Origin of the sequence: Streptomyces toxytricini, from assembly GCF_014649915.1 — a bacterium.
GTDB lineage: Bacteria > Actinomycetota > Actinomycetes > Streptomycetales > Streptomycetaceae > Streptomyces > Streptomyces toxytricini.
In genome coordinates this window covers 227,431-246,756 of sequence record NZ_BMTY01000005.1, presented here as the reverse complement: position 1 = coordinate 246,756, position 19,326 = coordinate 227,431, and the positions used below count along the sequence as shown (strand labels likewise).

Here is a 19,326-nt window from a genome sequence, read left to right as displayed (position 1 = left end):
TGTCACGTCGGGCGGCAGTGCGGACTTCCCCTCAGGCACCTACTTGCTAAAGTGGAAAGTAGATGCCGGACGGCAAAGGGGAACCGTCCGGCGCGCAACGACGAACGGGGGACGCATGACGAACGAAACGGACGCAATCACAGCACTGAAAGGCATAGCCCGGATCGAGGCAGCAGCCCGGACAGGCAAGGGCTGGTACGGCCGCTACCTGTGGCTGTTCGCCGCGTGGCAGCTCGTGCTCGTCCCCGCGGTACTGCTGTGGCGCGGCCCGGCGGCGCTCGCCGTCACAATGCCGGCCAACCTGCTGGCGGTCACCGCCCTCTCCGTGTTCGCCGTACGCCGGCCGGTGGTGCCGCGGGGCCTGACCCGCAGGCACCTGACGGTGATCGGCGCCTGGGCCGCGGCCTACTGCGCGAGCCTCGCGCTGGGCCTGACCGCGTTCACGGACAGCGTCCCCTTCGCGGCCGCGGCGGCCCTGGCCTGCGCCGCCCCGGCGGCGGTCGCCGCCCTCCGCGAATCGCGCCCGGCATGACGACCAGGCCGGCCCCTACGGCGGGGCACCCACGCCACGAACTCGAACCCCTCCTGAACTCGGCGGTCCGCCTGTCGGTCGTGGCGGCGCTCGCGGGCGTCGACAAGGCCGAGTTCGCCTACATCCGCGACCTGGTGGAAATCACGGACTCGGCCCTCTCGAAGCAGGCGACGCGCCTGGAGGAGGCGGGCTGGCTGGGCATCGAGAAGGGCCAGGCAGGCCGCCGCCCCCGCACCTGGCTCTACCTGACCGACGCCGGCCGCACCGCCTACACCCGCCACCTGACCGCCCTCCGAGCCATCGCGGGCCCCCTGCACTGATTCCGCGGAGGCATCAGTCCTGCGGATTGCCGTTGGCGGCGAGACCGGCGCTCATGGCCCGGTAGGCGTGCTCCCCCTGCGCGTTCCCCCGGTCGTGCACCCGCAGCAAGTACTGGTAGAGGGCAGCGGTACACCGGTCCCGACTCGTATAGGACGCGTCGTCCACCAACTGCAAGTCGGAAGCCACCTCCCGCAGGGTCCCGTCGGGCAGCGTGTACAGCGGATGCCAGTGCAGTGTCACGTTGGGATTCATCGCCTGAATCGCCCGCAACTGCGGCACCTCCTGCAACAAGAGCACGCTCTCCGGTTCGTAGGCCCGCAAGAAGATGTGCACGGGCCCGGTGGCCCGGCTCACGAACGCCTGGGACACCACGCGCCACATCGGCAACTTCAGGTCCCAGTCCGGCGTGATCACCAGCCTGTCGAGCACCCGCCCGAACCGGGTTTCCTCCAACGGCGTGTGCCCCCTGGCCGCGGCATACCGACTGACCGCCTCGCCGCCGGACCACAGGGCCAGCGTGGGCGTGTTGATCTCCAGGTGGTTCCCGACGAGCTTCACCAGATCCGAGAACCACGTGTTCGCCATGGCGCGATCGCGCCGCTCCTGCACGTCCTGGATGCTCTCGGCCTCGGTGTTGAGCGTCCCCTGATCGGCGAGCCCGCCCAACACCAACTGCCAGGCATCGTCGACGACATCATCGGCGACTCCGGCTTCCCTCATCATCGTGCAGAAGCCGCGCCACTCCCCGTGCGCGGTAGGCGCCATCGCGTACTCCCGCTCCCGCCCCGCCTGCGGCGGCTCGGCAGCACGCTGGATCCACCGGGTGACGGCGGCGTTCCCCGCGGCCCGCTGCAGGGCGGCGATCCCGTGCAGCGGCGCCTGCCCACCACCCCGCTCACCCTCCCGACCCGCCCGGGCAGCACCCCCGGCCACCGTCACCTCACGCACACCGCACCCCTCCCACCACGGAAGACCCCGACGCTAGCCGCGCTCCCCCGCCACACCCAGGTACGGAAGGGCACCCCGCGGGGCAGCCCCACGGGCGCTCCGGCCTCTACGCACGCGGGCGGCGCGAACGCGACCGGCGGTCACCGGCGGGCCGTAAGCTCGGCGAATGCCCTCATCCCCCCTCACCCACGCCCTGACCACGTCCGTCGACCCGCCCCTACGCCCCCTCCCGGCCCCCGTACCGGACCTCCTCACCACCCTGGGCGCCGCCCCGCGCCTGGCCGCACACCTGCGCGCGGTCCACGACGTGGCGTACGCACTGACAACCTGGATCACCACCGCCTACCCCACCCTGCCGCTCGACCGCGAGGCAGTACTGTTCGGCGCGGCCACTCACGACATAGGCAAGGTCCTCCACCCCGCCGAACTCACCGGCCCCGGCTCCGCCCACGAACCGGCCGGCCGCACACTCCTCCTCGACCACGGCTTCCCGCCCCACCTGGCCCGCTTCGCGTACACCCACGCCCGCTGGACGGACCCGACCGCCACGGTGGAGGACCTCCTGGTCAGCACGGCGGACAAGGTGTGGAAGGGCAAACGCGTCCCCGACCTGGAGGACCTCCTGACCGCCCACCTGGCCAGGGCCACAGGCACGCAGCACTGGGAGGCCTTCCTGACCCTGGACGACACCCTGACCACCCTGGCCGACTCGGCCGAGTCCCGCCTGTCCTTCCAGAACGCGTTTCCGGTGATGTGAGGCCGGCTCGTCCGCTGCAGCCAGTCCCGAACGTCGCCTACTGACAGGAGGATTGGCACACGCAGCCGACCCCGCGTCCTACGCTGTCCGGTGTCGAGCTGCACAGAGAAGGGGCAAGGCCGTGTCATTCGATGCTCCCCCCGGCCCGCACGACAATCCCATCGCGTTCGGGCAACGTGTCCAGATCCACCGCACCCGCCGCGGCATGACCCGCGAGCAGCTGGCCGGTCTCCTCGGCCACCACCCGTCATGGGTGAAGAAGATCGAGACGGGCAGCATGCGCATGCCGCGGCTGCCGGAAATCCTGCGCATCGCGCAGGCCCTGCGGATCCGCCGCCTGGACGACCTCGTCGGCGACATGGGCGCCGAGCCGCACACCGACCTCTTCCTCGGCCCCGGCCACGACAGACTGGCGGCCGTCCGCACGGCCCTCGCCTCCTACCCTCCGCCCGGGACGCGCGAAGCCCCGTCACCGGAGTTCCTGCGCGCCGCCCTCGATGCCGCGTGGCGCGCACGCCACGGGGCATCCGACCACCGCGAGGTGATCGGCTCACTCCTGCCGGGGCTGATCCGCGACACGCAGCTGGCAGTCCGTCAGGCCGACACGGCAGCAGAGCGGCGCGCCGCCCTGGCCCTCCAGGCGGAGGCGTTCCACCTGGCCCAGTTCTTCGTCGCCTACCAGCCCGACCCGTCGGTCCTGTGGCGGGTCGCCGAGCGCGGGACGGCCGCGGCCCACGAGTCCGAGGACCCGCACGCCATCGGCGTGGCCGCATGGCTGTCCGCCCAGGCCCACCGCGACTCGGGTCCCGGCCGCTACGACGAGGCGGACGAAGTCGTCCGGCAAGCCCTGCACCTACTCGAACCGAACCTTGACCGGGCACCCCAGCACGTCCAAGCCCTCGTAGGCGCACTGCGCGCGGAGGCCGGCCTCACGGCCGCGAAGCGGCGCGAGACGGGCGCGGCGTGGGGATGGTGGGAACGCGCCGACCAGATCGCACAGCGCCTGCCCGCCGACTACTTCCACCCCATCACGTCCTTCGGGCGCGCGGTGATGGGCGCGCACGGCGTGAGCGTGGCCGTGGAGCTGCACTCCGGCGGCGAGGCCGCCCGCCAGGCCGCCCGTGCGGAGGCGGCCACCATCCCGTCGCGCCCGCGGCGCGCCCGGCACCGTATCGAGCAGGCCCGCGCGTACCACTTGGACGGCCAGGCCGAAGCAGCGCTGACGACCCTGCAACAAGCCCACGCCACCGCCCCGGACACGACGCGCTACAGCGGCTTCGCCCGCGTCATCGTCCTGGAGGAGACGACCACCCGGGCTCCGGAACGCCGCCGCCTGGCCAGCCGCCTGGCGGTCGACCTCGGCCTGCTGGCCGCCTGACATAGGGGGCCGAAACCGGGCCCCTCCCCCACTCCACAGCCCCCTACCGTCGTCGCCACACCGAGCCGACGACGGTAGGGAAGGCCCCTTGCACCACAACACATCACCCACGGACTGGTACGCCCGGGCACTGCACAACCCGGCGGAGGCGCACGCGGCATGGCGGACGTGCGGGGTGGCGGTACTCCCGCTCGGGGAGTGCTTCGAGGCGATCCGCTTCCCGCAGGCTCTCGCAGCCGCAGCAGTCGGCTGCACCACGGCCACGGTGGTGAACCTGGCCTTCGCGGACGCCCTGGAGGGCCCGATCATCCACGACCCCCGCGGCGGCAACTACTACCTCCTGGTCGCCCCCGGCACCCGGACCCGCTGGAACCGGACCCACCAACGCCACGCCGAATGCCTCGGCACCGACACCCACCTCGGCGTCCCGCACCCCGCCCACCACCACCCGACCCGGACCCGCCCGCTCTACTGGGCCAACCCACCCACCCCGCACGCACCTTTCTGCCGCACGGCCGCAGCCAACCTCCTGCTCCGCATCGCAACGGCCCGCCTGACGGAGTCGGCAGCAGTCACCCCCTAACCACGGCGCCGCCGCGTCGAAACGGCGAAGAGCACCCCCATTTCGAACGCCAGGCCCCTCACAAGGGACGGCCGAGACCGGACCCCAGCCCCCGCCCCCCTGTCCTGCAGGTTGGCTTGAACACCAACTCCGCACCCTCCACCATCCGCCCACGAGGCCCAGCCCCCCACTCACCCACGCGCCCCACCGACGCGCCGGCAGCGGCACCTACGCCGGCGACGCAGACCCGGACCCGGACCCGGACCCCACGATGCGCTCGACCGCAGCAGCGACCAACTCATCCCGCTCCTCCTCCCCGAAAACCTCGGGCAGGGTCAACTGCTCAACGATCAGCCAGTTCAAAGCCAGCATCAGCAACTTCACGGCAGTCGCATCACCAGGCAGCCCAGAGGCCTCGTGGTAGGCGACGTTCGCATCGACATCGGCCCGGACCCGCTCGGTCAGGACCTTCCGGAGCTCAGGCCGTCGCGTCGCCTCAAGCCGCAGTTCGAGCAGCGCCAGGTACCCGGTGCGGAAGGACGCGACCCGCCCGACGAGCTCCCTCATCAGCTCGACGTACGTCTCCCGATCACGCCCGGCTGCCCGCTGCCGCTCGATCACCTCCTCCTCAGGCTGCAGCCGCTCGTACACGCGAGCACCGGCCTGCGTAAGAAGGTCATCGCGATTCGCGAAGTAATTCGAGGCGGTTCCCGCCGGCACACCCGCCTCGACGTCAACGGCGCGGAAGGTCAGCCCCCGGGCCCCCTCCCTCGCCAGCACCTCGATCGCAGCATCGACCAAGGCCCCCCGCCGCTCGTCGTTCCGCCTCGCCATTGACACCACTCCATCCGTAGTACTACATTCAAACCACTACACACACAGTACTACAAACGGAAGAACATCTTGCGCAAGCTCGTGTACTACGTGGGAGTCTCGATCGACGGCCGCATCGCCGGCCCGGGCGGCGAGTACGACTTCTTCCCGACCGGCGACGAGCAGCAGACCGCCGCGTACACCGCATGGACCAACACGCTCTACCCGGAGACCGTCCCGACGGCCTTCCGCACCGCCTCCGGCGTCGCCGACGCCCCGAACCGACGCTTCGACACCGTCCTCATGGGCCTCGGCACCTACCGCCCGGCCTACGACGCGGGCATCACCAGCCCGTACGCACACCTGCGCCAGTACGTCATCTCGACCACCCTCACCCCGAACCCGGACCCGGCGGTCACGGTCGTCCCGGGAGACCCCCTCCCCCTCGTCCGCGACCTCAAGAAGGAAGCCGGCAACGGCCTGGACATCTGGCTCTGCGGCGGCGGCAAACTGGCAGGCACCCTCCTGCCGGAAATCGACGAACTGGTGGTCAAGAGCTACCCGGTGGTCGCCGGCGCCGGCATCCCGGCCTTCGACGGCACCTTCGACCCCACGGCCTTCACCGTCACCGAACGCACCGCCTTCCCCAGCGGCACCACCCTCACCCGCTTCGCCCGCACCGCATAGCGACGCTGAGACCGACGATAACTAGGAAGCCTCGGCCACGCTGAGGTCGCGGCCGCATATCCCGGCTACGAGCCACCGCTCCAAAACGGCATGGCGCCCACCACAGGGGCGGCGTCATCCCCGCACATGCGGGGAGCAGCCGAACTCCGCGTCGGTGGGCTTGGGTCGTCCCCGCGCGTGCGGGGAGCAGTCCACCGCGCAGACGACCACTCCGGACTCCGGGGGGCATCCCCGCGCGTTGCGGGGAGCATGCCGGGTGCACGAGCGACGAGGGGCCGTCGCCGGGGTCATCCCGCGCATGCTGGGAGCATCGCCACGACCTCCACACCGGTGGTGTGGGGCGCGGGGTCATCCCCGCGTGTGCGGGGAGCAGCTGCGGGGGCGCAGACCGAGGCCGAGAACGCGGGGGTCATCCCCGCGCGTGCGGGGAGCAGGCGGCGGCCGATTGGCTGGACCGGCTGTGGGCGGGGTCATCCCCGCGCGTGCGGGGAGCAGCGGCTGATCTGGTGCCTGCGCCAAGCCTCCGAGGGGTCATCCCCGCGCGTGCGGGGAGCAGGTCAGACCACTTCCCGGAACCCGGGAACTGGCGGGGTCATCCCCGCGCGTGCGGAGAGCAGCCCACGAAAGCATTTCGCCGGCCTTGCGTACCGGGGGCATCCCCGCGCGTGCGGGGAGCAGCCAGGGGCAGCCGGTGACGGGCTGGTGGTGGTGGGGTCATCCCCGCGCGTGCGGGGAGCAGCGGGACACGCAGGACCCGCAGTCCCTTGCTCCGGGGACATCCCCGCGCGTGCGGGGAGCAGCACCCGCTTGTGTCCGTCTCGACGCCGGAGACGGGGACATCCCCGCGCGTGCGGGGAGCAGCTGATCCCCGCAATCTCCTTGATGCGGCTCCGGGGGACATCCCCGCGCGTGCGGGGAGCAGCGACGATTCCCTTTGTGCCGACCAGGTCTCGGGGGGACATCCCCGCGCGTGCGGGGAGCAGAGGGCCGCTGGTCGGGATGCCGACGAGGCCGGGGGGACATCCCCGCGCGTGCGGGGAGCAGCCCTCTCGCGGCCGAGGAGGAACCGCAGGCGGGGGGACATCCCCGCGCGTGCGGGGAGCAGTACGTGCAGGGCGTGAACCCGGCCTTCAGCCTGGGGACATCCCCGCGCGTGCGGGGAGCAGAGTGACGGCTTCGGGGGTGCACGGCATGGCGGGGGGACATCCCCGCGCGTGCGGGGAGCAGGCCGCGGCCGGCGTCACCATGTTCGGCGGCAAGGGGACATCCCCGCGCGTGCGGGGAGCAGGGCGGCGGCGGGGTCGGTGGACCGGGCCGCTGGGGGACATCCCCGCGCGTGCGGGGAGCAGCGGATCGCGGAGGACTTCATCGCGAGCATGGGGGGGACATCCCCGCGCGTGCGGGGAGCAGCCGGCATCTCTGCGGGGAACGCGGGCAACATCGGGGGACATCCCCGCGCGTGCGGGGAGCAGGGCGGTGCCTCGAGCTCGATGTCGGCGGCCGGGGGGACATCCCCGCGCGTGCGGGGAGCAGAGCAACGAGTGCCCGACCGCGGCCGCGCCCCCGGGGACATCCCCGCGCGTGCGGGGAGCAGCCGAAGGTGTGACCTTGACCTGCTCACATGCGGGGGACATCCCCGCGCGTGCGGGGAGCAGGTCACAGTCGACATGGGGATTCAATGGAAATTGGGGACATCCCCGCGCGTGCGGGGAGCAGATTGCCTCCCGGAAAACGCGGCGAAGCGTCTCGGGGACATCCCCGCGCGTGCGGGGAGCAGGTGAGGCCTCCTAAGGGGTTCCTGGGGAGGGTGGGGACATCCCCGCGCGTGCGGGGAGCAGGGCCGCGCCCGGTCCGCGGCCGCGCAGGCCGCCGGGGACATCCCCGCGCGTGCGGGGAGCAGGCTACGTGAGCTGCGGGTTTTCGGAGGGTCTGGGGTCCTTTCGCTTACTTGCAGAGGTTTCGGCATACCCGACATGCCGGACCTACCGACCACCGAAGCGGCGGCGCTTCGAGGCCTTGCTCCAGCCTGGCTGCGGCTGGGGCTGCCGTGTGGTGCGGTCCTTCGGGCGGTGGATCAGGGTCACTCCCTCCACATCAACCGGGTGCCACTTGTGGTCGTGCGTCTCGAAGGCGAACCCCTGCTCGTTGTCCGTGTTGTAGGCGAGCAGGGCCCGGCCGATGCCCGCGTACTGCTTCACCTCCGCCCACAGCGCCGCCCGGATCCGGGCGGACGGCCCTCCGATGAAGACGCCAGGGGAGATCTCCAACAGCCACCGCGTCAAGAAGCCGCGGAGGCCGACCGGGCATTGTGTCAGCACGATCACCGTCACCAGGTCACCTCGTCGGCGTGGTTCCGGCCGGAGGCGACCATGAGGTCGCGGTCGGACTGGAGCATGACCTCGTCGGCATGCTCCCGTCCGTCCACCGCTGCGGCGTCCGGCCCCTCGGGGAGGAGCAGCCGCTTGATGTCCATGACGCAGCGGTCGAGCAGGCGGGTCTTGTTGATGGTGTCGCGTAGTGCGCGGCGGGTGCGGGGGCCGACGTCCTGATCGCCTTCTGCCGCCACGTCGAAGGCAACCGGGATGCCGATCTCAGTCTTGTAGAAGTCGGCGACGTCCAGCACGAACGACAACTCGTGCCCCGAGTGCACGAATCCCAGCCCCGGTGCACAGCCGAGCGCGGCCACGACGGCGTGGGAGACGCCGTACATGCACTGCGCGGCGGCGGTGACGGCCTGGTTGGGGGCGTCGCTCGCGGCGAAGTCGCCCGGGACGTAGTTGCGTCCGTGCCAGGGGACTCCGGTGCGCTCGGCCTGGTCGCGGCAGCAGTCCCTGAGTCGGCGTCCCTCCCGGCCCAGCAGCTCCTGCCTGTTGAGGCCGGCAGGGTCTTCATCGGGAACCGCAGCCGGTACATCGCCCGTGCGACGTCCAGGCGCGTGCGGCGGTTGGCCCACCGGGTGGCCTGGGCCTCCACGAGCGCCGAGGAGCGGTTCAGCGAGCGCCCGCCGGCGTAGTAGCGCACGCCGTGTTCCCCCACCCATGCGACGGCCGTGCCGCTGTCGGCGAGCACGGTGATCGCCTGGTCGGTGATGCGCGTGCCCGGGCCGAGAAGCAGGGTGCCGATGGTGGCGGAGGGAATGTGCGTGGTGCCGTCGGCGTCCTCGGCCGTGATGGCGTTCTGGTCGCGGTGGACGATGCACCGCTCAAGGTAGACGAAGGAGATGCGCTCGGCGACGCGTGCCAGGTCGCGTGGCGACGAGGCACGGCGCCGGGCCACGGTCGTCACCGTGTGCCCCCCGCCCCGGCCGTGGCGAGGGTCATCAAGCCGCACCCGTACGCCTTCGCCTTGCCCAGCCCGAGGGTCAGGGTCCGCCGCAGCAGCTCGGGGTCGGTGACTTCGAGCCGGCCGTCGAAGGTCACCGCCACCAGCGGTACACGGTTCGCCACACCCGTGTCAGCGTCCGTTTTTCCGAATCGGTGCCGTTGCTCGTCGCGGACGGTGAGCTGGTGCTCGTCCCCCTGCGCGAGGCGCCGCCGCTCGGCAGGGGTTTCGAGCACCCGGAAGCCGGCCCGCTCCTGCCGGTCCAGCAGCCAGCCCATCTGGTGGCGCGGCGTGCGGTGGGCGGTGCGCTTGCGGATTTCGTCCGCACTGCGGCGCATGTGGTGGACGGGGTTCGCCGTCAGCCGGAAGTCCCAGATGCCTCCCTGCGCGAGGCCGTCCAGGAAGGTCTTGTAGTCGTACGTCCGCCAGGCGGCCGTGGTCGGCCAGCCGGCCTGTTCGACGAGGTGGGTGAGGTCCGGGCGCTGCTCGCTGACGATGAAGAGCAGGGCCTCGGCGCGCGAGTTGCGGTCGACCCGCCAGAGCACGCGCGGCGCGTGGGGGTCGCCGGGCAGTACGTCGGCGAACGACGACATCACGGCGGCGTGCATGCGCTGCGGTGAGGCGAGCAGGTGGCGGGAGCCGGCGCGGGCGGAGTTGAGTCGGAATCGGGTCAGGTACATCAGTGGCCGTCCAGCGGGGGCTGCAAGGGCAGCTGCGTCAGGTGGGCTTCGGGGGTGTGACGGGGCACGGGTACGCGCCGCGCGGCTGCCGTGGAATGCCGTCGGCCGTCGGGCCGGAAGCGCGGGTTCGGTACGTCGACAGAGGTCTCCACGACAGTGCGCAGCGCGTAGCGGCGGTGTGTCGGCGCGAAGCTGAGCGGCTGGTCGCGGAGGGCGGTGCCGCGCGGGTCGTCGGGGGCCGCTTCGGCCAGGAGGGTCAGACGGACGGAGGGCCGGTTCCGCTGCCGTTCCTGGTGCCAGGCGGCGGCCTGCCACGGCTCCTCTCGGAGCACCGCTGCCAGGTCGTCTCCGTCGCGGACGCCCAGATCGACGGGCCCCTGGGGCGGGCAGGAACGCCGCCCCAGGTAGGGCAGGTGAACGGGGGCCCGCACGGCAGCGCACAGGCCCCGCACGAAGGCGTCCTCGCCGGCGACGGCCGCGACGAAGACGGCGTCGGCCAGGTAGAAGCGTTCGGAGACGGGCATCGCCTTGCCCGTGTCGGCGTGGTGGGCCGTCTGGAAGTCCCGTATGCGTGTCCCGGCCTGGTCGATCCGTACGGCGAAGGAGAGGGCGGCCAGGTCGGCGAGGTCCGCTTCGCGCGGGCGGCCGAGGGCGGCGGCCAGCAGGCCGATGACGCCGCTCTTCGTGGGGGCGGTCTCGGTCGTACGGCGGGCGAAGCGGGCGGAGGACCCCCATGCCTGCAGAGGGCCCGCCAACCGCAGGATGAGGACGCTCATCCCCGCTTCCCCAGCCGTTCCGTGACGGCGTCCCCCACCTTGCTGACGAGTTCGCGCAGGCTGACCTGCTCGCCGAGCGGCGCCAGGGCGTCGGTCCGCTCGCCGACGCGGACGATCCACGTGTGGTCCGCGGCGGCGCCGAAGGCCTCTTCGACCGCCGGAACGTGTGCGGCGAGGGCCTCGCAGGCCGCTCGGACGTGGCCCTCGCCCGTGCCTTCCCGGGTCACCGGGCGTTCGAAGGCGCCGACGAAGCTCACGGGGCGGGCGGAGCGCAGTTTGACGACGACGGCGTCCGGGAGGGTGTGGTTCCCGAAGGTGTTGATCTTCCCGCTGGGCATGGACAGAGCGAAGGCTTCGACGAAGGCCTCGACCGCACGGCGCACGGGCTCCGGCGCCGGCGCCATCTCGGCCCCCGCCTCGGCAGCGCCTTCGCCGCCGTTCAGGCCGGCGTCGAGGTTGGCGGCGAGCAGATCGACGTCGACCGCGGCGTAGCGGTAGAGGGTGGCGGAGTTGAAGTCGACCGTTCCGATCATCCCGGCCCCGGGCTCGGCGCCGCCGTTCTCGTCGTCCACGGCGGTGAAGTAGTCGGATTCCAGGTCCACGGGGTGCACGCTGAGGGCGTGGGCGACCTGGGCGGCGGCGTCGACGTTGAGGTCGGTGTTGTCCGCCACCATCCGGCCGAAGAGGGCGATGTCCACGGAGTGGCGGGTGGTGGCCGCCTTCTTCGCCCGGCTTTTCACCTCGGGGTCCTTGAGGTGGACCTTCGGGTCGGCTTTCTTCGCGATGCCTTCGAGGGCCAGGTCCGCGAGGAGGTCGAGCTGGCGGGCGCTGAGGAACAGCAGGTACGAGGACTGGGGGGCTTGCGGCTCGGGGGCCTCCTCGCCCGGGTCGCCCTTGCCGCCCTTCGCACCGGCCTTGCGCGTCGGGGCCTCGATCTTGGCCCCGGTGGCGACCTGCACGATCTCGGCGGCCATCGGCCACACCTGGTCGACGGTCAGGGACGCCTCGCGCGCAGTGATGCGCCGGGTGAGGGCGTCCACGACCTTCTTCGTCCTGACGCCCAGCTCCGCCGGGTCCAGGAGTTCCCCGAACGCGTTGCGCGTCGCCTTCTTCCAGGCCTGACTGGACACCCTGGAGCGGCGGACTCCGCCGTAGACGGCACTTTTCGGGGCGCCGGTGTCGTCCCTGTTGACGTTGCTCGGCGGGACGGTCTGGAGGATGTGCACGTCGAGGATGGTGCGGCTCATGTCTCGTCCTTCGTATCGTTCGGGCCGACGCCGGTCTGGTCCGGCACGCCGGGTGCGTCGTCCTGCTGCGTGCCGGAGCCGGCGGTGGGCCTGTGGGCGTGGAATCCGCGGCCCCACGCCTGGCGGACCCTGCCGGGGCCTCCGGGCCGCTGCCACTGCTCGAGGTGTTCGGCGAGCAGGCCGTAGTCGAGGGGAATCTCGGCCGCCCGCAGGAGCACGACCAGTTCCCGCAGCCGCTGTGCGAGCACGTCGAACGTCGTTGCCGTGCCCGCGCGGACGAGCCGCTTGCGGACCGGCTCGTCGGCGTCGGAGTCGGTGCCCGACATGAGGCGCCGTACGGCCGTTCCCAGGGAGGCTCCGTCGTCCACGTGCATCCGCTTGGTCCGGTTGGACTGCTGGTGGAGGGCCCACAGGGTCACGGCGACGTGTGCGGCGCGTTCGGTGCGCAATGCCTCGGCCTCGTCCATCCGGCGGCCCTGCGCGGTCCGCGCGGCGTAGAACTGCTCCATGCCGACGAGGCCCCACAGGTCGGGCGTCTCGGTCGCCTGCCGGCCGATGCCCCTCCGGAGGCGTGCGAGGGCTTGCACGGCGTGGGATCCGTCGTTGCGGTAGTCGTGTTGGAGGGTGCGGATGCGCTGGGCGACGGCTTGACGGAGCGGCCCGTGCTCCGTTCCTGCACCTGTGCTGCGTTCCGGTTTCCATTCCGGAGCTTGGGCGGGCGCCGGACTCTTCGGCGCGGTCTCCGTCATCGGTCTGCCTCCTTGCTGGGGTCGGCTCCTGGTGCGGATGCAGACGCGGAAGCGGCTGCGTCCGGGTCGGCCGGAGCGGTGGCCTTGTGCAGCGCGAGGGCCTTGGTGAGCCGGGCGTGGAAGATGCGTTCGGAGCGGGCGTGGTCGAGCCAGCCGGTGTCGCCGGCGTCCGCGAGCAGGTTTCCGGCGGCGTCGCGGATGATCCGATACGCCGTGCGCTGCCAGGCGGCGCGCGCGTCGGCGGGGTCCTCGGCGTCGCCGAGGCCGGCGAGCCACTGGCGGTACGGTCCGTCGAGCAGGCCGAAGCCGAGGTCTCGGGCGGTGTCCCGGGGGGCTTCGGGAGGCCGTCGGGAGGCTGCGGCGAGGTCGGCGGCCAGGTCTCCGAGGGCGTTGACGGCCTTGGTGCTGTCCTCGACCGCGGCGACGGCCTGCTGCGCGTAGCGCCCGTCCTGCTCGTGCAGGAGGACCACGGGCATGGCGAACGCGTCGTCGACGACCTCGTCGATGACCGACTGCTGTGTGCCGTAGACGGCGCCGATCAGGCGCGGCCGGATCAGCAGGTCCCGCGGAATGAGGCGTTCATGGGTCAGTTCGGCGATCCACTTGAGTACACCGGCCCGCAGGTACGGGGCCGGCTCGCCCCGCTGTCCGGGCTGCTCCTCGCCCGCGGAGGCGAGGAGGGAGGCGAGGTTGCGCCAGGCGGAGCGGGCGGGGTCGTGCTGGCGGGGCATGTAGACGGGGGCACGGCGGAGTTTCTTCTCCTGCGGGACGCTGCGGCGCCAGCCGCTCATGGGTTCGTGCCGGTGGGCGTCGGCCACGGGGAGCGGGTCGCCATAGGAGAGGACCACCCCGTGGACGGCCGTGCCGTCGTGGTGCAGGCGGATGCGCCGGGACTGCCAGGTGTAGAGGTCGCGGGGCCCGGTGGGCCGGGTGGCGAGGTCGTCCTGCACGTCGGGCCCGCACGGTTCCCGGCGCCAGGCGGGGCTGTCGTCCTTGGCCGTGGCGACGGCCGTGCTGTCGGCGGGGATGAGGTTGAGCAGCAGGGTCTGCTGAAGGTTGTCGCCTTCGGCGAACAGCCCTCCGGTGTTGCCCGCCCAGGCCACTCCCTGCGGGTAGCCCTTGCCGCCCTTCACGCGGGGGTCGCCCACGGCCCCGGACTTGATGCCGGAGGTGTCGAAGGCCTGGGCGTGGACGAGCCACCTGGCGGCCTCGGCGAAGGTGAGCCGTTCGACGCCGGGCCGGCGCATGGTGAAGAACGCCTCGCCGTTGGGGACGTCGGCCACGATCCGGTTCAGGGAGAACACTTCGCCCTTCTGCGTGCGCAGGTCCCCGACCTGGAAGAACGGCAGCGTGGGATGCAGGAGGTCGAACCGCTCCCGGTGCCGGTCGAGGTAGGGGCCGACCGCGGCGAGGGGTTGCGGGCTTTCGCTGAGCTCCTGCCAGGCGTCGATGTCCGGCGGGCCGTCGACCGCATCGTGGAGGACGGCAAGCAGGAGGCGCATGAGGGCGAATTCCTGTGTGGGGAGGTCGCCGACGAGGCGCCGGATCCCGGCGGCACGGGCGAAGACCTCCTTGAGCGAGAGCTCCGCCGTGGAGCCGTCGCACCACTGGACGCCCAGCCAGGGGCGGGAGACCAGGTCGAATCCGGGAATGCCTTTCACCAGCTTCACATCCTTGGTGCCGGCCGGAGTGACTTCCAAGCCGTCGGTCTCGCTGTAGTGGAGGTCGAAACCTGCAAGGCGGGTCCGGCAGTTCTCGTCGAGCACGAGGAACAGTTCTCCGGCGAGCATGTGGCTCTCCTTGGCCTGCCATGCGGCGGGGCAGAACTGCTCGAGTTCGCCGATGACCCGGTCGATGAGCCACGGCTTGCCGAAGTGGTACGGCAGCCGCAGCGCGCTGGCGACGGCCGCGCGGGCGGCGCGGGGCGGCGGCACGGCGTCCAGCGGCAGCTCGAGGCCGCCCATGCCCCGGTCCAGCCAGGGCAGGGTGGTGTACGTGCCGTCGCGGCGGCGCTGGACGACGAGTACCTCCAGGGTTTCCTCGCTGTCCCTGACCTGGGCGCGACCGGCGCGGGTGTCGTCCGCGTCACCGACCCCTGCGTCGATCCAGCCGATCAGGGAGCGGCCGGGCCTGCGCACCTCGTCGAGGAGGAAGGTCTGTGCCTTGCGGCGCTTCTCCGCGGTGCTCCGGTCGTGTTCGTCCCGGGCGCTGTCCATGGCCGCGGCCCAGGACTCGGGGACGGGCGGCGTCGTATCACCGTAGGCGCTTTGCACGAGAGGGCTGATGTCGTCGGGGAGGTCGAGGCGCCGGCCATTGAGGTGCGGATGGAGGACGGCGAGCGAGCGCATGAGGGTGTGCCGTCCGTAGACGGCGGCCGATCCTTCGGCAGGGCGGGGCGGTCCGGCCTCCCAGTCGACGCCGGTGATGAGGCACCTTGCGAGGCGCAGCCGCTCCGGGCGGTCGGCTTGACGTCCGCCGCGCTGGTGGCGGTGCAGCCGTCCGATGCGCTGGAGCACGAGGTCGACGGGGGCGAGGTCGGTGATCAGGATGTCGAAGTCGATGTCGAGCGACTGCTCCGCGACCTGGCTCGCGACCACGATGTGCGGCCCTGCGGGGCGCGTGCCCGCTGGGCCGAACCGGGCGACGAGGTCGTCGTCCTTGCGGGCCCGGTCCAGGTCGGTGAACCGCGAGTGTGCGACGGTCACCGCGTCGGGTCCGAAGCGCTCCCGCAGTACGTCGGCTGTCTGGAGGACGCGGTCGACGGTGTTGCGGACGACGAGGACGCAGCCGCCCCCGGCGAGCTCGGTCGCCAGTCGGTCCGCCAAGGCGGCGGGGCTGTCGTCCAGCTTCTCAACGGTGACCGAGTGCTGGCGGCCCGCGGCAGGCGGAGGTGTCGCGACGACCGTCTCCCGGCCCTCCGCGATCACGCTGATCAGCGGATAGGCACTGTTGGCGGCGAGCGCCCCGGCTTCGTCGGCCTTCTCGGAGTAGGCCGCGGCCAGGGCTCGGCGCCGATCGGCGGGCAGCGTCGCCGACAGCATCACGACGGGGACCTTGTAGCGTCCCAGCCAGGACAGGGCGCGTTCCAGGTACTCGTTCATGTACGTGTCGTAGGCGTGGACCTCGTCGATGACGACGACCTTGCCTGCCAGGGCCAGGTGCCGCAGCACCAGGTGCCGGCTCTTCAGACCGGCGAACAGCAACTGGTCGATGGTGCCGACGACGAATGGTGCGAGCATCCCCTTCTTCCGGCCGCGCAGCCACTGGTGCGCAACCAGGCTGGACGCTGCGGCACACCGGTCGTCCCGGACGGACCGCACCGAGGTTGGATCCCCATCGAGGTCGACGGCTGCGATCGTGCGGCCGCCTGCGCGGAGATCCGCGGCGAAGGCGTCGTCGAGGAAGCCCTTGGAGTGGGCAAGGTAGACGGTGCGCACTCCGTCGCCCGGGAGGCGGTCGAGCCACGTGCGGAAGCGGCGGTACATGGCGTTGGCCGTGGCCCTGGTCGGCAGTGCGACGAAGCAGCCGCCGGCCCGCGTACGGGAGGCGAACACCTCGGCCACGGCGAGGGCCGCCTCGGTCTTCCCCTCCCCCATCGGCGCCTCGATGATCATCAGGCCGGGGGCGGGGGTCGCCCGAGCCAACCGGACGGCCTCCGCCTGCAGCGGCCGGACGGTGGAAAGCCCGAAGCGGGATACAAACAGTCCCCGCGAACTGCCCCCTACAGCCGGCGCGGTCCAGGGCGGCGGCAGCTCGATGCCGCGCCATGCGGCCTCGATGCGGTCGGTGTCGCCGCGGTGTCGTTCCTCGGGGTAAAGGAGAAAGAGGTCGGAGTTGCTGGCGATCCAATCGGCGAGGATCACGAGGCCCGACAGCACGACCTGGACGGGCTGGGGCAGCTTGACGACCTTCCATTCGTGCAGGCGTTCCTGCACGCCGTAGGCCGTGGTGGCCGCGTCGAGCAACTCGGTCTGCACGGCTCGCCACAGGCCTTCGGAGGGGCCGGGGGTGCGCAGCAGCTCGGGGTGCTGGTGCAGGGCGTGGAAGTGCTCGTGGCCGGGCAGCACCCCATGGTGCCCGCCGACGGCCCCGGCGAACGCCATCGCCGCCCGCGGCGACCACCCGCGCCCCTCCAGCCACTCCTCCACGATGACCTGGCCAGCCAAGCCGTGCGGGGCCCGCCTGCGGGCATCGCCGAACTGCCGGGCCGTCGGCATGTCCAGCCCGGCCGACCGCATGCGGTCGGCGAGCTGGTCGACCTGACAGGCGAAGGCGGGCGTTGCCTTTCCGATGTCATGAACGGCCGCCAACCACACGGCGAGCCGCCTCGCATCGTTCTCACCACCAGGGAGGCTCTCCGCCACGAGGCGCCGGACGTGGTGCGGTAGCCACACGTCCCACAACCGCTCCGCCATCGCGGCGGAGTCGGCCATGTGCCGCCACAGCGGCAGCCACTTCGCGGTCGACGCCTCGTGCTTGGCCCATACGGTGCGCGCCGCAGGAGACAGCGAAGCGCTCCAGTGCGGTGCGTCGTTGCACATCTCGATCCCCCAGGCCCCCGGTACGCGCGCCCGGGCGGGAATCCCCATTCCCGCCCCGGAAGCGGACTCCCAGACTGACCGCGCGAGCGAAACGGGAGCTCGTTCATGATCTGGGCAGGAGGCGCATTCCGAACGCCACTTCCCAGACATCACCCATATGGGTGAACGACGCGTGCCGGCGACGACCCACGCAAAGGCCTGCCGAAAACCAGGCGGCGGGCGGTCCCCGATCACACACTTGACCTCAACCACAGTCGAGCTTTTAGCGTCGAGCCGACTGGCAGTACGAGGGGCGGGAGGACTCCAAGGTGACGACGCTGGTGACGGGGGCCACGGGAAACACAGGGCGGCACGTGGTGGCGGAACTGCTGCGCAGGGGCGAGGCGGTACGGGCTCTCACCCGCGACCCGGCTGCGGCCGCGGCGCTGCTCCCGCAGGGAGCCGAGCTGGTCCAAGGCACGCACACACAGCCGGATCAGCTGACGGACGCCGCGTTCCGCGGCGTAAGCCGCCTGCACGTCACGGTGACGGCCGGCCTCGCCGAGGTCGGCCCGCAGCTGGTCCGCAGAGCGGTGGACGCTGGGATCGAACGGATCACCGTCCTGTGGGGCGGCTGGATCGGGCCGGTCGAAAGGGCGGTGGAGGAGTCCGGGGTGGAGTGGACGCGCCTGGAGCCGCAGGAGTTCATGTCCAACACGCTGACGTGGGCGGACTCGGTGCGGCAGGAGGGCGTGGTGCGCGAGCCGTACGATTTCCCGAGCGCCCTGGTGCACGAAGCCGACATCGCGGCGGTGGCGGCCACCGCCCTGCTGGAGGACGGCCACACGGGCAAGGCCTACAACCTGACGGGCCCCGAGGCGCTCACCCCAAGCGAGCGGATCACGATCCTGTCGCGGTCGATTGGGCGCGACATCAACCTGGTCCGCATCACACACGAACAGGCGATCGAGCGCCTGATGGCGACGGGCGTATCGCGGGCGGACGCGGAGTACGTGGTGGGCTGGTACGCGAAGCCGACCGAGGACTCCACGACGGTGGTCAACACGGTCGAGCAGGTGACGCACCACCCGGCCCGCACCTTCACCCAGTGGGCCGAGGAACACGCGGCCGACTTCCGCCACCGGGCGTGACGCCGAGGCGCCGAACGAAGCCCGATCCCCCGCTTGCAGGCGGAGACGACCTCTGGCCAGGCTTCCAGGGGCGCGCCCGCCTGCGCGGGGAGCAGTCGACGCCGAGGGTGCGGGCCCACTCCTCGTCGGGGTCATCCCCGCGTGCACAGGGATCAGATGGGGGTGCACAGCGGCAGCCATCCGGCCCGGGGGTCATCCCCGCATGTGCGGAGCATGACGTCGAGGTCGTGAGGTACGGCCGGGACGAGGGGTCATCCCCGCGTGTGCGGGGAGCAGGCATAGGGGTCTCGGCGGTGCAGGATGGGCAGGGGGTCATCCCCGCGTATGCGGGGAGCAGCGGGTGCCGGCGCGGGGGATCGCGCGGCGCTGGGGGGCATCCCCGGGTGTGCGGGGAGCAGCGCAGGGTCGCGGCTGTTCGCAGCGGCCGCGGGGTCATCCCCGCGTGTGCGGGGAGCAGAGCGGCAGGTAGCCGTGGTGGTCCTTGGCGTGGGGGTCATCCCCGCGTGTGCGGGGAGCAGATGAGCCTGCCGAATCGCCGTCGCACCGTCTCGGGGTCATCCCCGCGTGTGCGGGGAGCAGTTGGCGATCTCCTTACGGGCGGCGCGGCGGCGGGGGTCGTCCCCGCCTGTGCGGGGAGCAGCACCCTGGGCCACGCCCCGGAAGAAAGGGCCCGGGGTCATCCCCGCGTGTGCGGGGAGCAGTGCCCCTGCGTGGCCTCGGGCGGCAGCAGCCCGGGGTCATCCCCGCGTGTGCGGGGAGCAGGGCCCCGCCTACGAGGTTAAGTGAACCGTCACGGGGTCATCCCCGCGTGTGCGGGGAGCAGGCCACGACCTCCACACCGGTCGTGTTGGCCGCGGGGTCATCCCCGCGTGTGCGGGGAGCAG

The 19,326-nt window shown here is 72.0% G+C and carries 15 protein-coding genes, 1 pseudogene and 2 CRISPR repeat arrays (1 of these 18 only partly in view); of the genes and pseudogenes, 7 read left to right on the top strand and 9 right to left on the bottom strand.

Translation table 11 applies throughout. The features are described from left to right. The first annotated feature begins 115 nt into the window (after positions 1–115). Positions 116–532: a hypothetical protein gene (locus IE170_RS08520; RefSeq protein WP_189808681.1), complete on the top strand. Its 417-nt coding sequence runs from the start codon at positions 116–118 to the stop codon at positions 530–532. Continuing rightward, on the top strand, positions 529–852 hold the full coding sequence (locus tag IE170_RS08515) for a winged helix-turn-helix domain-containing protein (protein ID WP_189808680.1): 324 nt from the start codon (positions 529–531) through the stop codon (positions 850–852). The genes IE170_RS08520 and IE170_RS08515 overlap by 4 nt, the downstream gene beginning before the upstream one ends. A gap of 13 nt (positions 853–865) precedes the next feature. Here the strand turns inward: IE170_RS08515 and IE170_RS08510 are convergent, their stop codons facing one another. After that, a complete protein-coding gene (locus IE170_RS08510) occupies positions 866–1,801 on the bottom strand; it encodes a hypothetical protein (RefSeq protein ID WP_189808679.1) in 936 nt (311 codons plus the stop codon). 166 nt (positions 1,802–1,967) lie between these two features. On the opposite strand from IE170_RS08510, the gene IE170_RS08505 reads away from it, so the two are divergent. The 3 genes from IE170_RS08505 (at position 1,968) to IE170_RS08495 (ending at position 4,519) form a co-directional block, all read left to right on the top strand. Next, the gene (locus IE170_RS08505) at positions 1,968–2,558 is read left to right on the top strand and encodes an HD domain-containing protein (RefSeq protein WP_189808678.1); all 591 of its coding nucleotides are present in this window, start codon (positions 1,968–1,970) and stop codon (positions 2,556–2,558) included. A 121-nt stretch (positions 2,559–2,679) separates the two neighbouring features. Further along, positions 2,680–3,936, top strand: a complete 1,257-nt coding sequence (locus IE170_RS08500) for a helix-turn-helix domain-containing protein (protein ID WP_189808677.1) — start codon at positions 2,680–2,682, stop codon at positions 3,934–3,936. An 88-nt stretch (positions 3,937–4,024) separates the two neighbouring features. Next, positions 4,025–4,519, top strand: coding sequence for a hypothetical protein (locus tag IE170_RS08495; protein WP_189808676.1), 495 nt, complete (start codon positions 4,025–4,027; stop codon positions 4,517–4,519). Positions 4,520–4,726: 207 nt separating this feature from the next. Here the strand turns inward: IE170_RS08495 and IE170_RS08490 are convergent, their stop codons facing one another. Beyond that, a complete protein-coding gene (locus tag IE170_RS08490; protein WP_189808675.1) occupies positions 4,727–5,332 on the bottom strand; it encodes a TetR/AcrR family transcriptional regulator in 606 nt (201 codons plus the stop codon). A 69-nt stretch (positions 5,333–5,401) separates the two neighbouring features. On the opposite strand from IE170_RS08490, the gene IE170_RS08485 reads away from it, so the two are divergent. Further along, the gene (locus IE170_RS08485; RefSeq protein WP_189808674.1) at positions 5,402–5,998 is read left to right on the top strand and encodes a dihydrofolate reductase family protein; all 597 of its coding nucleotides are present in this window, start codon (positions 5,402–5,404) and stop codon (positions 5,996–5,998) included. Between the two features lie 343 nt (positions 5,999–6,341). After that, positions 6,342–7,898: a CRISPR direct-repeat array (repeat unit 29 nt; unit sequence GGGGACATCCCCGCGCGTGCGGGGAGCAG). Positions 7,899–7,980: 82 nt separating this feature from the next. Here IE170_RS08485 and cas2e read toward each other — a convergent pair. The 7 genes and pseudogenes from cas2e to casA form a co-directional block, all read right to left on the bottom strand. Next, positions 7,981–8,328 carry a type I-E CRISPR-associated endoribonuclease Cas2e gene (gene cas2e, locus IE170_RS08480; protein ID WP_189808673.1) on the bottom strand — a complete coding sequence of 116 codons (348 nt, stop codon included), beginning with the start codon at positions 8,326–8,328 and terminating at the stop codon, positions 7,981–7,983. After that, a pseudogene (gene cas1e, locus IE170_RS08475) lies at positions 8,325–9,283 on the bottom strand (type I-E CRISPR-associated endonuclease Cas1e). The gene cas2e and the pseudogene cas1e overlap by 4 nt, the downstream one beginning before the upstream one ends. After that, positions 9,280–9,999, bottom strand: coding sequence for a type I-E CRISPR-associated protein Cas6/Cse3/CasE (gene cas6e, locus IE170_RS08470; RefSeq protein WP_189808672.1), 720 nt, complete (start codon positions 9,997–9,999; stop codon positions 9,280–9,282). Before cas6e ends, cas1e begins: the two are co-directional and overlap by 4 nt. Next, positions 9,999–10,775, bottom strand: a complete 777-nt coding sequence (cas5e, locus tag IE170_RS08465) for a type I-E CRISPR-associated protein Cas5/CasD (protein ID WP_189808671.1) — start codon at positions 10,773–10,775, stop codon at positions 9,999–10,001. The genes cas6e and cas5e overlap by 1 nt, the downstream gene beginning before the upstream one ends. Further along, complete coding sequence (cas7e, locus tag IE170_RS08460) at positions 10,772–12,022, bottom strand: type I-E CRISPR-associated protein Cas7/Cse4/CasC (RefSeq protein WP_189808670.1); 1,251 nt, start codon at positions 12,020–12,022, stop codon at positions 10,772–10,774. Before cas7e ends, cas5e begins: the two co-directional genes overlap by 4 nt. Continuing rightward, a complete protein-coding gene (gene casB / locus IE170_RS08455) occupies positions 12,019–12,771 on the bottom strand; it encodes a type I-E CRISPR-associated protein Cse2/CasB (protein WP_189808669.1) in 753 nt (250 codons plus the stop codon). Before casB ends, cas7e begins: the two co-directional genes overlap by 4 nt. Next, a complete protein-coding gene (gene casA / locus IE170_RS08450) occupies positions 12,768–17,312 on the bottom strand; it encodes a type I-E CRISPR-associated protein Cse1/CasA (RefSeq protein WP_189808668.1) in 4,545 nt (1,514 codons plus the stop codon). The genes casB and casA overlap by 4 nt, the downstream gene beginning before the upstream one ends. A 308-nt stretch (positions 17,313–17,620) precedes the next feature. Between casA and IE170_RS08445 the strand changes: the two genes are divergently transcribed. Next, on the top strand, positions 17,621–18,442 hold the full coding sequence (locus tag IE170_RS08445) for an NmrA family NAD(P)-binding protein (RefSeq protein WP_189808667.1): 822 nt from the start codon (positions 17,621–17,623) through the stop codon (positions 18,440–18,442). A 247-nt stretch (positions 18,443–18,689) separates the two neighbouring features. Further along, a CRISPR array of direct repeats spans positions 18,690–19,326; the repeat unit is 29 nt; unit sequence GGGGTCATCCCCGCGTGTGCGGGGAGCAG (it continues 550 nt past the right edge of the window).

Excerpts from the sequence above, each read along its gene's own strand:
- IE170_RS08505 (WP_189808678.1), top strand. The coding sequence starts at position 1,968 with ATGCCCTCATCCCCCCTCACCCACGCCCTGACCACGTCCGTCGACCCG.
- cas7e (WP_189808670.1), bottom strand. The coding sequence starts at position 12,022 with ATGAGCCGCACCATCCTCGACGTGCACATCCTCCAGACCGTCCCGCCG.
- IE170_RS08490 (WP_189808675.1), bottom strand. The coding sequence starts at position 5,332 with ATGGCGAGGCGGAACGACGAGCGGCGGGGGGCCTTGGTCGATGCTGCG.
- IE170_RS08515 (WP_189808680.1), top strand. The coding sequence starts at position 529 with ATGACGACCAGGCCGGCCCCTACGGCGGGGCACCCACGCCACGAACTC.
- cas5e (WP_189808671.1), bottom strand. The coding sequence starts at position 10,775 with ATGAGCGTCCTCATCCTGCGGTTGGCGGGCCCTCTGCAGGCATGGGGG.
- IE170_RS08520 (WP_189808681.1), top strand. The coding sequence starts at position 116 with ATGACGAACGAAACGGACGCAATCACAGCACTGAAAGGCATAGCCCGG.
- casA (WP_189808668.1), bottom strand. The coding sequence starts at position 17,312 with ATGTGCAACGACGCACCGCACTGGAGCGCTTCGCTGTCTCCTGCGGCG.
- casB (WP_189808669.1), bottom strand. The coding sequence starts at position 12,771 with ATGACGGAGACCGCGCCGAAGAGTCCGGCGCCCGCCCAAGCTCCGGAA.
- cas6e (WP_189808672.1), bottom strand. The coding sequence starts at position 9,999 with ATGTACCTGACCCGATTCCGACTCAACTCCGCCCGCGCCGGCTCCCGC.